We start from the raw sequence: 15,346 nt of genomic DNA, 5'->3' as shown, positions 1-15,346 counted from the left end.
GCCGCCAGTGCGCTGCGCTTCCACACCTCGCTGAAGAAGCCGCGCGCATCGCCGAAGCGGTTGGGCTCGATCAGGAGCACATCGGGGATGGATTGCGGCGTGATCTTCATGCGTGGACCCCATCGGCGAGCTGCACGAGATATTGCCCATCGGCCGTCTTGCCCAGCGCCTTGCCGCGCGCGCGCAGCTCATCGGCCGTCAGGAAGCCGCGGCGGAAGCCGATTTCCTCCGGGCAGCCCACCACCAGGCCCTGGCGCTCCTGCACCGCCTGCACGAAGGTCGCCGCCTGCAGGAGACTCGCCGGCGTGCCCGCATCGAGCCAGGCGCAGCCGCGGCCCCCTGCAACAGCCAAGCCCATCACACGCCCAGTGCCTTGTTGAGGTGAATAAGCTTCTCGACGATACGCCGACTGTCACCGTCTTGGTCGCTGACACGGACAGCATCCGTGCCTTCTAGGATCCAATTGACTCCGTCTCTCAGGTCACGAAGCAGCTCGATAGAAAGCCGCACGCGCTCGCGCATGAAGCTGTCCCCGCTCAACGGCGGCGAGTTGCGCCGAAGCTTCACCAAGAACTCGAGGGATGCTCGGCGCTTGATTTGGGCAACAGCCCAAGCGCACGCGGCCATCTGGCGCAGTTCCAGCATGAGCAGCTCGAAAGAGGCCGGCGTAAACACCCAACCGTGCACATCCATGTAGGGAGCATCGGCCCGGGACGCGACCTCGAAATGCTGCCCTGCTTCGACAAAATCTCTCAGGAAACCTGGGACAAACGCTCTCCTATGCTCCCAGCTCGGCACGCCATCCTCCGGTCGGACGTCCCAGGACAGGGCGTCGAAGACAGCCGATGCGGGATGGCGGCTGCGTCGCTGCTGGTGCGCCTCCAGGATCGCGCCCGTGGTCGAAAACGGCCGCAGGCAATCAAAGCATAGGCGCTTGTCCGGTACGGCAAGGATAACCGTTCCATTGGGCGCGAGGATGCGTTCAGCATCTCGTAGGAACGCCAAGGGATCCGGCATGTGCTCGATCACATGGCTCGCGATGATGGCGTCGTAGGAGCCGAGCTCGGCAGAGGACATCTGGTCGGCAAGTGAATTGCCTCTCCAGACGATATCCACATCCTCGATGGAATCCACATCGAGTGATCCAACCGACCCATACTTGCTGATGAGCTCACCCCGATCGCAGTGATCCACGATCGTCGTGTTCCATCCGTGCCGCTTCGCCGCCACCGGAGAAAAACTGGGACCAATTTCGAGAATACGGCTCCTGCCAGGTACAAGACCGTCCAGCAGCCAACTATTGCGTTCCATCATGCCGCGTTCTCCCGCGGCACGGACAACGCACCTTCCACAATATCCACAAGCTTGGCCGCGGAGGCTGTCAGACTTCGCTTTGCGAAGAGCTCCTCGCGCGCTGCGCCCACGATGCGGCTCCGCAGCTTGCCATCCTGGATAAGCTCAAGCACCGCGTCACCAAAGTCCTCCGCACTCGCGCGCAACACAGTCTCCCCCTGTGCCCAATCCGCATAAACTGGACCATCGGACACGACGGCGGACATTCCTGCGGCAGCGTAGTCCAGGACCTTGATGTCGCTCTTGCTGTCGTTGAAGGTACATCTGCGAAGCGGCGCAATACCGACCTTCCAACGAGCATGATACGCTAGCATCGCATGGAAACTTTCGTACTGCACCTCAAGATCCCGCAGAGTGACATCGCCACATCGCGTCAGCAGAGCGGTCAGTCGCGCATCGTGCGTGACGCCGCAGAACTCGATCGTCGGTCGCACTCGGGCGCGCGAGAAGGTGCGTTCTAAGCTTGGAACAACATCAAGCAAATCGAAGAGATGAGAGTGTGTCCCGAAGTAGCCCAGATCGGCCCCACCGGTATCGCCGACCTCGGGCAAGAGGCTCTCATCTAATGCGTTTCGCCACACCGCGACACTTCGGTTAAATCGCGCCAAGCGCTGCGCGAGGATCGGCGTCGAGGCAACGACAACATCAGCTTCCCGCAAGAGGAAGCGCACATTCGGCCGGATCCCATCAAGGTGCTGCTCGACCTGCTCATCGAGGTGAGGCGCGAGTAGATCGTCGTCGATGTCAACCACAAGCGTGATGTCTCGCCGCCGGATCTCCCGGACCAGGTGATGAAGCTCATCGGTCGCCATGTCGGGAGGGCCAGCGCGCTGCATAACCACCACATCCACGCGGTGCGTCGGAAGCTTCCATCCAGTGGTGACCGCGACGCGGCGGCGCACGGACGCATGGCGGAATGGCCGCAGTAGGCGGATCTGCGCACACGCCCATACGGGACCAAGGGCAGGCGTCTCAGGGACGAGGTGTGCGTGGATCATCGGGGAAACAATCCTTCCAGGAGGTTGAACGCCGAAACCTCTGGCGCGAATGCAGAGGCAGTCTGCATGCCCTCGAGCCTGAGCCGCGTCCTCAAACCCGAATCCTCGATGAGCCGGGAGGCAGCTTCGAGGCAGGCAGCCTCGTCGGTGGTGTCGACCATCAGACTGTTGACCTCGTGGACGCAGAAGTCAGACGTCCCACCGCGCCGAGGAACAACGACGGCAGCACCGCTGGCCATCGCCTCTAGGGCGGTCAGGCCCATGGCCTGCCAGACCGAGAAATCAAGGAACACATCCGTGTTGCCGAGTACGTCGGGCATGGCGGAGGCCGGCAAATGGCCGAGGCTTCGCACCCCGCGCAGCCCGAGGGAAGCGTGTTGTATCTCTTCGATCGATCCGCCGAAGCAGTAGACCTCGACCTCTGAGCCAAACCGGCTAACCAACTCGCTCAGGATTCGGGCCGTCAACTCGGGCGCTCTACGAGGAGTGGAAGGTCGAACCATCGCCATGACCCTTACGGGTCGTCCCGGATCCAGACCCTCATCTGAGAGGGGCCGGAACTTGCCGACATCCACGCTCGGACCGATGACAATAGGTGCACTCCCCGATAACTCCGCGACCGCCGCGCCGTTCCAGGTCGACTTGGTGAAGCGGACGACTTCGTGGTCGAGATAGGTCGCGAGGGCATGCCCGTACCGCGGATCGGACGGCTGGTAGAACAGCGTCTCTAGATCCTGGATATAGTAGGCCCTGACGCCCGGCAGGGCGCGCGCCTGTTTCACGTCCTCGAAAGAAGACCACGCCGTGGCGACAAGGGCATCCACGCGCATACCAATAGCGTCAAGAAGGTCCTCGTCCCTGTGCCAATAGCGTACGGGTATCTTCAGCGTGGGATAGTCTGCCTCAAAGCTAGCTCTGAAATCTGCCAAGTTCACGATGATCGGCTCGGCACCGAAGGTGCGGAGGGCCAATGCCTCCTGAATAACAACATTGGCGCCGCCGCCGGCGGCCCCGACGGGCAGTACAAAGGCCACGCGCTTCCCCTCGAACCGCCCTGCGGCAGCACGAATCAACTCAACACGGTGAAGATCAGCCTGCAGTCGGGCGCGGACGGAGTTGATCCGCAGGCTCGAGCGGCATCGCTCCACAAAGGGAATAATCTGCGTGCCGACATCATGCTTAGCAGCTAGCGCTGCATCCGCTCTGGCAGCGAGCTGCCGTCGGCGCTCATTGCCGTAGGAGCGCGACTGGTGGTGAGCCACATAGGCCTGCTCCGCGACGGCCAAGTGCCAACCCTTGTTTCGGGCGCGGATGCAGAAGTCATTCTCCTCACCGTATCCAGCGCCAAATGTCGCCTCATCGAAAAGACCGACCTCAGTCAGAACCTCTGCACGGACAAGCATGCAAAAGCCGTTCAGGAAACCGATCGGGATGGGTTGCGCGCTTCCGACGCGGCCTACGATCCGGCCCATGTCCGCGACGGAGAGACCGTCCATAAGGTCGTTAGGTGCCCAATCGCCGTCGGCGAACAGCGCTGGAACAGACTGCCATGATGCGGTGTTGCTCAGCGGCCCCACCAAGCCCAGGCGTGGATTGGAACGCATCGCATCCACCATGCGGTCAAGCCAGCCGATGGTGACTTCGGTATCGCTATTGAGAAGCACGCAATAGGGTGCCTCCACGAGGCGCAATCCCTGATTGGCGGCAAGCGTGTAGCCTTTCGCGATCTCGTTCCGAACCAAGGTCGCGCCATGGTCGGCGGCAAACCCCCGTAGGAACTCCGCCGTCGGCTGCTGGCTGCCATCGTCAATCAGGATGAGCCGGAATGGCGGCATCGTCGTCTGCAGCAGCACGGTAAGGCAGCGACGAACATCGTCGAGTGCATCGTGGACACACACGATAATGTCCACCGGCTCCGTCCGCAGCTCTGGCTCACTGGCCTGCAGAATTGTCGCAGGCTGCGGCAGCGGAGCCTGGATGAGGGCCGAAGGCTCGGGCGCCACCGCCAGAGAAGAGGCTTCCGTCATGCGACGCCGGTGCGCTCGCCACAGCTTGATGCGGTGCGGAAGCTGAAGCGTCACCGTCCACCACGCAACCTTGAGGGCTTGGCGCGCCAGGCGTGATACACGCGGCAGACGCTCGCCCAGAGATCGCAGTGGGCGCGTGAGCTGCCAGGCCTCGCTACCCAAGATGGCCGCATACGCACTCTCGGCGTGGCTGGCGCGTGCCTGCAGCACCTGGACTTGCTCAACCAGTGGCCTCAGGCGGCGAAGCTCCTCGGTTCGCAGCATCACCAGTTGCTCCAGCTCCTGGGTCTGCTCCTCCATATCCCGCAGAAAGCGGGAGAGCCTACCCTCCGCCTCGTCCCGAGCCTGTTGCGCGGCGGCGACCTCACTCCGGCACGTGTGCTGGGCGAAAGCGACATCGTGTGCCGCCTGCGCCGCGGCATTGGCGCTGGCCTGCTGCGCAGCCCGCAGGTCACCCTCGACGCGCAGAAGCTGGTCCATGAGACCGAGTGGAGAGGTCGCCGCGTCATCGACGTAGCCATAGAGGCCGAGCCGCGCGCGCAACTCCGGCGAGAAGGGCGGCGGCAGCTGTGCCTTCTCGACGACCTGAAGGTCGCGATACTTCCGGCGCTCCAGCGCATCGACCGCTACGCCATCGGTATAGTTATCATAAGTCCCGGCGAGGATGCCTGAGGGTAAAGCCGCTGCCGCATCACGCACCCGTCCAGCATAGGCCTCAAGGAGCATCCCAAGCGGAGTGCCTGCTTCAGCACGAAGGCGGTTCTGGTGTCGGGAGAGTGCGAGTGGATCCTGTGGCGCGAAACCCGAGAAATGGGCGAAAACAAGCGGCGCGCCCGCGACCTCGAAGCCGGTGTCACCCCATGCAAGCGGCCGCTGCGGCGCATTCCAGTAGGCGAAGTTCAGGCCGGGATGATGCAGGATGCAGCATCGTTCAACGAAGCTCGCAACCATCGCCCCGTAGAACTGATCCACGAAGAAGAAGTGGTTGGGGTGGAAGATGCAGTGATCGGTCAGCCGCTCGGCCCACCAGTCCAGAAATGCGCGGCTCGCGGCTCTGTTGGCGAAGGCGACAAAGCCGAAGTTGAACTGGCCGCAACGCGCCATGTTCTCGTTGGTAGGCGCGCAGCCATCCTCCGGCAGAGGTTCCAGAATATGCGGAGTGACGGTGGCATCGTGCTCATCGAGCGCGTCCCACACGAGATCGAGGCTCTGATGCAGTTCGATGTCAGGATCGAGATAGACGACGCGCTCGTGTCCCTGGCGGAACAGAAACTGGAAGACGAATGGCTTCAGGGCTGTATTGAACTCGGTATGGTCGTACTGGAAGGCCATGCGATCCAGATGCGGGACGCCGATCTCGGTGCAGAGCAGGATCTCGCAATGCAGGAACCCCGCCAGATCGCGGCGCGCCGGCTCTGGCAACTCACGCTCGGCCAGTACCAAGACACGTCGGGCATGTGGCTCCTGTGCGGCAAGTGAGTGCATGAGGGGCGTCGCGACCGGGAGATAGTTCGCGGAGCACAGGGTGAAGACGACACGCTGTACAGGCATCAGCGGCCCCCATCCAGAAGGGCGATGACCTCGGCTGGTGTCGCGAAGTTGCGGCAGATCTCACCGCCGTGTCGCGGGCAGATGGCGCGGGCACCACAAGGGGAGCAGTCGAGCCCGGCGGAGATGGCGCGGTAATTCGGCCTGGCTGAAGCCAGGTTGCGCAGGCTGGTTGGTCCGAAGAGGCAGATGGTCGGCATTCCACGGTGAATGTTGGCGTAGTGAACGGGAAAGGAGTCTGCGCCGACGAGCACATCATGTGCGTCGAGCAGGTGGTCCAGCGCATCCAGGCTTTCAAACCGGTGGACGGGCACCGCGATCGGCAAGGCGCGGTCGGACAGGATGGATGCGCTCCAACCCCGCAGTGCGAAATGCTCCATGAGCTCGTCGATCCAGTCGTTCGAGACGACCTTCAGCGGCCATCCGCCATCGATATGGAGCAGCACGCGCAGGCTTTCCGTTTGCCCGTGCCGGGGCACCGGGAGCGCCTCGGCTGGCTTCGCCGCAGACGCTGTCGGCCAGGACCACATGTCGCGCGTCGAGGAGAGGACGAAGGCGAGCTGTGCGGAGACGGTGCTGGCCGCCTCCTGGTAGCCGCGCAGCGGCCGTAGCCATACGGGGACCACATGCGGCGGGAGATGGGGCAGCACCACCTCCTCGAGGTAGCGCGCCTCATCATTCATCGGGTGCCCCGGCGTGGCGAATCGCCCACGGGTCGGCGGGTCGGCATCAAGCACACAGAGCGGCAGTTCGGGCACCATGCGCGCGACGATCGCCGCATAGCGCCGGTTCACGATGAGGCCTTTCACGCCGCAGGGCGCGGTGCGCAGGATGTCCGCCACGAGCAGGACATCGCCCGCATGGTGGGGCATCAGGGCCCAGACCTCCGCGTCACCGGCCTCGCTCGCACTTAGCCAGCGCGCGGCGATCAGTCGCGCGGCCTGCGCGGCGTTAGGAAAGGACGGCAGGGCGGGCTTCCATGGTCCGTCGAGGCCAGCACCACACCGCTGCAGGCGGACGCGCCAGCCCATGCGCTGCAGGAGCGCCACATCAAGCGGGGCGTCGATCCCCGAGAGGAAGCGCAAGGCGAAGAGCCATGATGCGGTCGGCAACTGCTCCCATCGATGCACCGCGCGGGCCGGCTCCGCATCGGGCTGAAGAGAAGAGAGCGTGCCGGCCGGCCAGAGATAGGCCAGCACCTCGCCATTTCGTGTCGCAAGGACGGTGACGTCCCATCTTGTCGCCTCAGCGCGGGACTGCCCGAGGGCGGCAAGCAAGGGCTGAAGCTCAGCGGGCGAGAGATCGACGGCGGGGGATAGCACAAGGGCATGGCCGCCCAGCCCATGCCGCGCGGCTTGTTCACACAGCTCCGCGATGTAGCGCCCTGGCAGGGCGCAAAAACTGTAGGGCACCTCCGAGCCTGGTGCGCTCGTTTCGTGGCAGCCGAGGAATGTGTTGAACACCGAGCAATTCTCGAATGAGCCGCGAGGGAGAACCCAGCCGCGATCCATCGAGACGCGAAAGACGCAGGTGTTCACCGACGCTTGGTCAGACAACATGTAGCGCGCGCCAGATGGGAAGCTTGCGCGTCCAGATGATCTGGGCCTGCGCCTCCAGTTCAGCGAGATTCTCGGCCTCGGATTCCAGCGTGCGCCCCTCCTTCACGAGGCGTTGGCCGGTCTGCTGCATGATGGGCCAGCCAAAGGCGGGAAAGGCGTTCGCCTCCATCCGCGGATTCTCGGCCAGGGCGAGATAAGCGAGCTGCTCGGTATAGGTGGCCGCGATGGCGGTTCCCGCGGCGCCCGATGCGAAGAAATTATATGTCTCGCCCATGCGCAGGCGCGCTGCCATGGCGCGGTTGAAGGCACGGGCCGTATCACCGACCTTGCCCTTCGCATCATGGTAGAGCGGCAGGATGACCTGCGCATGCAGCAGGAGCTGCAAGGCCTGCAGCAGGGTCGCGAAGGGCCGCTCCGCGAAGGCGGGCAGCAGCGCCAGCGTTCCGATCTTCTTGGGCTGCTCAGCCAGGGCTTCCAGCAGCGGCTCATAGAGAGCCTTCTGCCCGGCCACTTCCCCCAGTGGCCCCTGCAGCTTGAACTCTCGGTCATAGTCGGGATTGACCAGGGCGATGCGCAGATCCGCCAGCGTCGCCATCAGCTCACGCAGCGGCATCGTGTTCACGCCCCGCAGGAAGAGGTCCCGGCGGAACTGACGATTGGCGGCGAAGTCGCGGATCGTCTCGCGCCAAGCCGGCTCCCGGGTTTGCTCGCCGAGCGCCTGCAGCTCCGCCGGCAAGGCCAGCTCCGGGATATTTTCCGTGATGGTCGCGGAGCAGGCGAAGGTGAGCCGCGCCGGATCGAGCTCACGCGCGACGTCGAGATGGTAGAGCGGGTGCCAATGCCCGTTCAGATACTCATGGGCCAGGTAGTTGCGGTTCAGCGACGGCATCTTCTCCATGCGCGGCGCGAGGGAAGGGTTGGTCGTGAAGAAGCGCGCCCCGCCCTTCTGCAGCTGCTCCGCGAAGGCGAGGGCGGCGGTGGCCTGCAGGTCGGAGCGGTCGGGGTGGCGGTTCGCATGCTCGCGCATCAGGCGCTGGAGCGGCGCCGCGGCCGACCAGCCGGGCAGGCAGTTGTAGGAAATATAGACCACGCCGCCCGGCTTCAGGTTCTCGGTGAGGAAGCGCACGATCAGCGCGCGGTTCTCCTCGTTGATCCAGCTGTAGATGCCGTGCAGGACGATGAAGTCGAATTTCGGGAAAGTACCGCTTGGGCTGTTCACGCTCTCCTCGAAGCTCTGGTCGAGGAAATGCACATTGGTGAGGCCGGCCTCGCCGGCGAGGCGACGGGCATTGCTGATCTGGGCGGGATTGAAATCGAGACCCCAGAAGGTGCCGTGCGGGTTGGCCGCCGCCAGCAGCGCGGTCCCGAGCCCCTGGCCACAGGCCAGCTCGCAATAGGTGAAGGGGCGGTCCAGGCGCGGCGTCCGGATGGCGGATGTCGTCGCGAGGACGAAGTCGAGATAGGTGGGCGCAAGTTCGCGGTAGAAACCGGATGTATAGGGAATATCCAGGACATAGCCACCAGACCAGCTCGACATCAGCGCCTCATGAAGAATGTTGCCCTGCTGTTTTTGGTTTTCGTCCGGGCATGGAAGTGCCGGGGGGGCGGTGGCCCCCCCGGCTGACTGTTCGGTTGTGGGCGTTCTTCAGAAGTCGAAGGACGCTGCGGTGAGCCCGAGCACACCGTTCACCTTCACCGCGAGATCGGTATTGGCGGTGAAGTTGCCGTCGCGGTTGACGTCGATGAAGACGTAGCTGTCCCCGCCGACGACAGAGTTGGCCACGCCACGCTGACCGCCGACGCTGTTGAAGAGGCCGGTGACGCTGGTGAGGTCGGTATTCGCCGTGACGAGGGCGGTGACGTCCACCAAGCCGCGCTGCGTCCCGGTGAAGCCGATCGCCGTCACGTCGAAGCGGTCCGCGGCGGCACCACCGAGCTGCGTGAAGCCGCCGATCGCGTCAATCGTAGCCGCGTCCGCACCCAGCGTGATCTTGCCGTCCTTGGACGCATCGGTCAGCTGCGAGTCCGTGCCAACCTTGTAGATCAGCAGGTCGCTCACGGCGGCGTTGGTCAGGGTCACCACGTCGGCCCCCTGGGCGGTGTAAAAGGAGGTACCACCATTGGAGGATTTGACCGTGTCCACACCGGACGAGCCGGTGTAGCTGGTCGCCGAGAGGATGCCGGCCAACGGGATGGTCACGTTACCGGTCGAACCGCTTGCATCCACCGCGGTGAGGGTGCTCAGGGGGTTCAAGATACCGACATTGGTGCTGCCGTTGCCCGTGATGGTCAGCGTCCTGATCGCGTCAACATCGAGAGTCGCGATACTCGCCGTATACTTCGCCGCGGCCACACCCGTATCGGCCGTCACCACGGTCGAGTTCAGCGTGACGTTCTCGACGCCCGAAGCCTTCACGGTCGTGTAGGCGATGCTGCCCTCGGCCAGGGCATCATTGTCGCCGTCGGTCATCCGCGAGGTGACGGTGATGGCGTCCGCCTTGCCCGAAGCGTCCTTCAGCGCGATCACGATGTCCTGCCCGACGCCGAAGTCGGTGGAGGCCTTGTTCGAGACGGTCAGGCCGAAGGCGGCCGGCGCGTTCGAGAAGGTCACCGCGCCGGACAGCGCGCCGTTCACCGCCTGGTCGATCTGCACGGCCGTGACGCCGGCCAGCGACACATCATACGTGCCCTTGCCGCCCGAGACATCCAGCGCCTCGAAGCCGCTGATCTTGGCCACATTGGCCTGGATCCAGGTGGCACCGTCCGTCACGTTGATGACGTCCGTGCCCTCGCCACCCGCGACCGCGTCGAACTTCCCAAGCTGCGCGCCGACATAGACCTGGTCGTTGCCCTTGCCCGCATCAATGCTGGAGGTGGCCGCGACGGTCGTGTCCATGTCGATCAGGTCATTGCCCGAGCCGGTCTTGACCGAGGCCGCCGCCGCGCTTTGCACATCCACCTTGATGTTGCCCGTGCTGGCAGAGGCGTCGAAGGTCTTGATCGCCGTGAACGCCGCGCCGCGATAGTCAATGCTGCCCGAACCGGTCGTGGTCAGCGAGGTGATGGTCGCGGCCGAGTCCGTGAAAGTGATGGCGTTGGTGCCCGCGGCAGCCACCGTCACCGTCTTGAACGCGTCATTGACGGTCGAGTTGATGGCGGCGAAGGCGTTGCCGACCGTCAGCGCGAGCGCCGTACCCGTGGCAGCCACCGTGGAGCCGAGGTCGACGTTAACCGCCTTGGTCGCTAGGCCCAGTGTGTCCAGGGTCAGCGACAGCTTCGTTGCGGTCGAGCCATCGAAGATCGCGCCAACAGCCTGCTGCTGACGGACCGCCAGGGCCGCCGTGCCCACAGAGGTGACCGCACCGATCGAGGTGCTCTCAGACACGACAACCTGCTGCACACCGGTCGAGGCACCCAGGCTCAGCGTCGAAGGAGCATCGACGAAGCGCACCGCAACATTCTCCACACTCACCAGCGTGGGCGCCGTGAAGCCGGCTGCGTTGCCGCTCAGCGTGGCGTTCAGCGTGTCGGTTCCGCCGCCACCGTTGATGCGATCCGCACCATTCAGAGTATTGGCCGCCCCGCCGAAGGCAGTGGTCACACCAGGCGCATTGAAGGTATCATTCCCGCCGGAGCCGGTCAGGTTGTCCTCGTTGACCGTCAGCGTGGTGGTCGCGCCGGGATTGGTGGTGTTGAGGACCTGGCCCGTGGTGGAGACGCCGACGCGACCCTCAGCCGCACCATACAGGATGAAGTGCTCGAAGGCGCTGCGGATCGTGCCCGCGGTGACCGCGGCCTGCACATCCGGGTTGGCGGCCAGATACGCGGCGGCGTTGAAGTTGCCGCTGAAGGTGCCGGTGCCGCGGTTCTCGACCACACCGAAATTGATGAAGTGACTCCAGGCGGTCAGGCCCGGAACGCGCCCGAGCGCCGAGGCCACGTCAGGGTTCGCCGCAATGTAGGCCTGCGCATCGAAGAAGGAGCCCGGGTTCCGGTTCTCGAACTGGCCGAACTGGATGAAATGCTGCTGCGCCGTGATCGTGCCACGCGACGCCGCGGCAGCGACATCCGCGTTATTGGCCAGGTAATAGGCGGCATTGAAGAGCTGCACGCCGACGGCGTTCGCGCTCGGGTTGGTAGAGAACGTACCTGACATCTAAATCTCCTGTTCTTGATCGAATCCACAGGCCAAGGCTGGCGAGGCCAGGCCTTTCCCGAGAGCAGTCACGCCGCCCGAGGAAGCCCCGCGCCCCTCCAGGCCGAGCTGCCGAAAGCATCGCGCGCGGTGAGGGAGATGTCGGCTCATGAACGCCATGCCCCTCTCACGCACCCGCCCCACAGCAGAGACGCGTCCTTGCAACCCATGCCGTGATCGTTAGCCACATCGAGCACGTTGCGCAATCACTCGATTAGTAATTACTAGATGGTGAGATGCCGCCGAGAGTGATCGTGCTATTTTTGCAACACCCGCTTGGCTGGGTGGCAGGTTTTCACCACGAAGACTGGGTTTGGGCCCGCATCACGGGCGTGCCGCGGGGCGCGTCTGGCTGAGGGCCGGCCCAAAATCGGCTGTCACGACAGATCGTTCGCCATCCGGCACCGGAGGACCGGGCCTTCTCACGCAGCTCTGGCAGAATACGACCTCGCGCAGCCCCTGTTCAGCCGCCCTGCGGTGGCCGATTCGGTGCGCGGCGAATCGCATCGCGAGCCTTGCTTCGCTGGCGTGGGCCGCAGAACTCAAGAGTGGCGGAGAACGACTCGGCCATGCCAATCGGCGCCAAGCGTCATGCTGAGGTTCCACGCAGACCTCGTTCACCTTGCCGATCATTCGGGCGGCTGATCCAGGCACTCGCCCACAGGCTTCGGCCTATACGATTTGGCGACCGGGATCGGGGATCCATGTCCGCTGCTTGGGTGAAGCGTGACCTGACCCGCGCCGTCGCCGCGCTCTGCCAACAGGAGGGCCACGTCGTAGAGCGCCATCTTGAGCATGTCCTGCTGCTGATGGGTCCGATAGGAGAGGCGTGGGAACGGGGTCTGCACCACCACACATGCCCGGGGATAGCGGACCACGCGGAATTCGGTGACCACCCCATCGCAGGTCACCGTGCCGGCCGGCGTCAGCGCGAATTCGCGGCCATCGTGGACGATGCTGCTCTTGGCCCGGCCCGCAGGGACAGGCGGCCCATGGACGCGATTCGAGAATTCGTTCGAAAGTGCCCGGCAGCGTTCCGACTGTTTGCGCAACTCCTCCGCTTCGGCCGGAGAATGACGCCGGATCGCGCTCAGCGCATGCTCCCCCATGCCGCTAAACAAGTAGCCGACCTCGTGGTGCTGGCCGTACTGCTCCAACGTCGCCATGGCTTGAGTGAGGCAGTAGACGAGGCTGTCCATCTCCCGCTTTTCCCTGCGCCGCAGAGCTGCTGCCCGCATCGCGGCGCTGGCCGGTCCTGCTGCCGGGTTCTTCAGTGGTCGGCCCCGTGGACGCCGTGTTGGCGCCGCCGGCTCGGCAGTGCCATCAGGTCGATTGCTGGTGTCATTGATGGTGGAGTGTGCGCTGTCTGAGGGAGACTTCGACACGAGCTGATCCTCTTTTTCGTGACGCCACAGAGTATTCGCGAAGCGCCCCACCTGCGCCAAGCAAGGCGGCATTCTCCCTATTTTGTGACATCACATAAGTGGCCGGTTATCGTCGCGTGCCCGCAAAGTCACCGGCCACCGCCGATATCGATCAGGACACTAATTGTCGCGGATCGGTCCCTCACCGCGCCCCGCAGCCAAGGACGGCGGCCCGTGTGGGCACCGCGAATTCCCGGTGCTTTACGGTGCGCGCACGGTGCGGTTTGCTGCCGAGGGGCGTTACCTGGCTCGGGTTGGGCGATTCACCACATCCGAGATCGCGATTCACGGCGGTGGTGATGGCGATTCACGACCCCGGTGGAGCGATTCCTGCTGCCTGTCATGCGTTACACTTCCCCTGCGTAACGCCATCCGGCTGCACGCTCCGGGTGCCCTTTCGCGGGTCGTGAGGGATGGCTCTGGAGCGCCCAACCCTCTGTAATTCCTCTCTCTTGCAAGCCTGTGGGGTATCTTTTTCGTAGTCCGAACAATCGGCGGCCTGTTTTGGGCCGCCGGGTTGGGGCGACGGAGGTGGCTATGGGCGACGCGGATAAATCGGGGGTGAGGATCCAGGCTGGGGAGAGGCCAGCCGGGCCGGGAGGGAGAGACCACTTGGCCTGGCGGAGCTTGGTGGCTCGCTTCGAGGAGTTGGCATCTCCCATTGAGCAGAGGCCCATCGGCCGTGTCACGGAGGCCCGGTACCGTCAGGTCAGGCTCCGAGCGGATAAGGTAGGATGGCAGTCCGTACTGGCAGGCGCCCGCTCCCGGCCAGCGCATGATGTCGCCCGGGCCGCGCTGGCCCGGACCGCCGTGGCGCTGGGGCGAGACGTCCTGCGGCAGGTGGGTGCTCCGTGGTCGGAGCCGGTGCCCCAGCCTTGGGTGGACGGCTTGGCCTGGGTGGTCGCCGCGCTGGAGCGTTGTCGCCCGGTCAGTCAGGGGGGCGTCGGCTGGATTTCGCCGGAGGGGGGCCCACGCCGGACGGGCAAGCGCCGCGGTCTGACATCCCTGCCTCCGGACTGGCGGAGCCGCATGCTGGCCCACACCCCGGAGCGTGGCCCCTATGGCCTGGCCGTGGCCTGCCTCTGGTTGCTCGGCGTGCGCCCGGGCGAACTGGTGAAAGGCGTCCGTGTCCAACTGGCGCCCGACGGCACGGTGTTGGCGGAGGTCGAGGGCGCCAAACAGCGCAGGGTCACCGGAGAGGCCCCCCGCGGGCAACCTCGGCGCCGCCTCGCGGTGCGACCCGGGCCAGGATCGGCGGAGGCGGTGGCCCGACTGCGGCGGGCGCTGGCCGGAGAGGGCACGGACATCCTCGTGGTCCGCGTCGAGGATGCCCGCCGTCTGTCCGACGCTCTGCGGGCTACCAGCCGCCGCGTCTTTCCAGGGCTGAACTACGTCATCACGCCCTACAGCTTTCGGCACGCTTGGGCCGCGGATGCCAAAGCCGGAGCAGCCGCGTCGGGCCGTGCCGGAGGGCGCGTTGGTTCCGGCAAGGGCGGCGAGGCGGCAGGTGAGGCTGGCGGGACCGGCCGCGTGACATCTGGTACCCGGGCAAGGCGCACTGGCTCGGGTGTCCATGGTCTTCCAGACGGTGATGACGTCTCCCGGGCCCTCGGCCATGCGGCGGCCCGCACCCGTTCGGCCTACGGCACCCGCAACCAGTCCCGCCGTGGCGGGGGTGGCGTCACCTTGGTCGGGGTAGCCGCGACCGAGCCCCTGCGCGGCGCGGGCCGCAAGCCGTTCGAGACGCGACGCCCTGCTGCTGCGGCGACACGCACGCCCCCGATGGGGTCATCGCAGGTCGACCTGAGCGACCATGTCGCGATCGTTGTGGCCGCCATGGCGGCTCAGGTGACGGATGTCGCCCCGGGCTACGACCTCTCGCCCCCGCCGACGCCATCATCATCGAAAGGTCGTCGTTGAGGCGCATCGTCGCGCAGGAGAACGCCGCCCTGGCCCTCGGTGAGGATCGTCACGCCCGCCATGTCCAGATGGTGCACCAGCAGGTGGATGTTGCCTCTCTGGAGCTGGGATTTGCCTCGCTCGTAATCGGCAATCGTGACGCGCCCGACGCCGGAGGCGTAGGCCAATTCCTGTTGGCTCCAGCCGAGGATGGCTCGGGCGGCGCGGAGGGTTGCGGGCGTCAAGAATTTCTCTGAGTACACGGCCGTACTTTCTGTTGACTCATCGCATAATCGTACTACATGTAGGGAATTCCGGAAATCCACAGGCAACCCCGCCCGTG

Annotated in this window: 10 protein-coding genes; 1 reads left to right on the top strand and 9 read right to left on the bottom strand. The window is 65.0% G+C overall.

Annotation, left to right across the window (positions count from 1 at the left end; genetic code table 11):
• Positions 1 to 106: 106 nt before the first annotated feature.
• From KTR66_RS24250 to KTR66_RS24215, 8 genes are all read right to left on the bottom strand, one after another.
• Positions 107 to 358 carry a hypothetical protein gene (locus tag KTR66_RS24250; protein WP_213617342.1) on the bottom strand — a complete coding sequence of 84 codons (252 nt, stop codon included), beginning with the start codon at positions 356 to 358 and terminating at the stop codon, positions 107 to 109.
• Complete coding sequence (locus KTR66_RS24245; protein ID WP_213617341.1) at positions 358 to 1,314, bottom strand: methyltransferase domain-containing protein; 957 nt, start codon at positions 1,312 to 1,314, stop codon at positions 358 to 360. The genes KTR66_RS24250 and KTR66_RS24245 overlap by 1 nt, the downstream gene beginning before the upstream one ends.
• Positions 1,311 to 2,351: a hypothetical protein gene (locus KTR66_RS24240; RefSeq protein ID WP_213617340.1), complete on the bottom strand. Its 1,041-nt coding sequence runs from the start codon at positions 2,349 to 2,351 to the stop codon at positions 1,311 to 1,313. Before KTR66_RS24240 ends, KTR66_RS24245 begins: the two co-directional genes overlap by 4 nt.
• The gene (locus KTR66_RS24235) at positions 2,348 to 5,929 is read right to left on the bottom strand and encodes a glycosyltransferase (protein ID WP_213617339.1); all 3,582 of its coding nucleotides are present in this window, start codon (positions 5,927 to 5,929) and stop codon (positions 2,348 to 2,350) included. The genes KTR66_RS24240 and KTR66_RS24235 overlap by 4 nt, the downstream gene beginning before the upstream one ends.
• Positions 5,929 to 7,125, bottom strand: a complete 1,197-nt coding sequence (locus tag KTR66_RS24230; protein WP_213617338.1) for a glycosyltransferase family 9 protein — start codon at positions 7,123 to 7,125, stop codon at positions 5,929 to 5,931. The genes KTR66_RS24235 and KTR66_RS24230 overlap by 1 nt, the downstream gene beginning before the upstream one ends.
• 349 nt (positions 7,126 to 7,474) lie before the next feature.
• Positions 7,475 to 9,022, bottom strand: coding sequence for a class I SAM-dependent methyltransferase (locus KTR66_RS24225; RefSeq protein ID WP_213617337.1), 1,548 nt, complete (start codon positions 9,020 to 9,022; stop codon positions 7,475 to 7,477).
• Positions 9,023 to 9,130: 108 nt separating this feature from the next.
• Positions 9,131 to 11,641 carry a hypothetical protein gene (locus tag KTR66_RS24220; RefSeq protein WP_213617336.1) on the bottom strand — a complete coding sequence of 837 codons (2,511 nt, stop codon included), beginning with the start codon at positions 11,639 to 11,641 and terminating at the stop codon, positions 9,131 to 9,133.
• A 668-nt stretch (positions 11,642 to 12,309) separates the two neighbouring features.
• The gene (locus tag KTR66_RS24215) at positions 12,310 to 12,879 is read right to left on the bottom strand and encodes a hypothetical protein (protein WP_213617335.1); all 570 of its coding nucleotides are present in this window, start codon (positions 12,877 to 12,879) and stop codon (positions 12,310 to 12,312) included.
• A gap of 1,254 nt (positions 12,880 to 14,133) precedes the next feature.
• Between KTR66_RS24215 and KTR66_RS24210 the strand changes: the two genes are divergently transcribed.
• Positions 14,134 to 15,024 (top strand): hypothetical protein, encoded by an 891-nt coding sequence (locus tag KTR66_RS24210; protein WP_213617334.1) that lies wholly within the window; start codon positions 14,134 to 14,136, stop codon positions 15,022 to 15,024.
• Here the strand turns inward: KTR66_RS24210 and KTR66_RS24205 are convergent.
• On the bottom strand, positions 14,973 to 15,346 hold a 374-nt coding region (locus KTR66_RS24205; protein ID WP_249732414.1), incomplete at its 5' end, for a helix-turn-helix transcriptional regulator. The two genes, KTR66_RS24210 and KTR66_RS24205, sit on opposite strands and share 52 nt — an antisense overlap.

It is taken from the genome of Roseococcus sp. SDR (assembly GCF_019083995.1).
GTDB lineage: Bacteria > Pseudomonadota > Alphaproteobacteria > Acetobacterales > Acetobacteraceae > Roseococcus.
The sequence above is the reverse complement of the archived record's forward strand: the minus strand, read 5'-3'. Positions and strand labels throughout refer to the sequence as shown.

What these genes read in the sequence shown, in the direction of transcription:
- KTR66_RS24215 (WP_213617335.1), bottom strand. Translation starts at nt 12,879, where the DNA reads ATGGACAGCCTCGTCTACTGCCTCACTCAAGCCATGGCGACGTTGGAG.
- KTR66_RS24225 (WP_213617337.1), bottom strand. Translation starts at nt 9,022, where the DNA reads ATGTCGAGCTGGTCTGGTGGCTATGTCCTGGATATTCCCTATACATCC.
- KTR66_RS24250 (WP_213617342.1), bottom strand. Translation starts at nt 358, where the DNA reads ATGGGCTTGGCTGTTGCAGGGGGCCGCGGCTGCGCCTGGCTCGATGCG.
- KTR66_RS24240 (WP_213617340.1), bottom strand. Translation starts at nt 2,351, where the DNA reads ATGATCCACGCACACCTCGTCCCTGAGACGCCTGCCCTTGGTCCCGTA.
- KTR66_RS24210 (WP_213617334.1), top strand. Translation starts at nt 14,134, where the DNA reads ATGCTGGCCCACACCCCGGAGCGTGGCCCCTATGGCCTGGCCGTGGCC.
- KTR66_RS24235 (WP_213617339.1), bottom strand. Translation starts at nt 5,929, where the DNA reads ATGCCTGTACAGCGTGTCGTCTTCACCCTGTGCTCCGCGAACTATCTC.
- KTR66_RS24220 (WP_213617336.1), bottom strand. Translation starts at nt 11,641, where the DNA reads ATGTCAGGTACGTTCTCTACCAACCCGAGCGCGAACGCCGTCGGCGTG.
- KTR66_RS24245 (WP_213617341.1), bottom strand. Translation starts at nt 1,314, where the DNA reads ATGATGGAACGCAATAGTTGGCTGCTGGACGGTCTTGTACCTGGCAGG.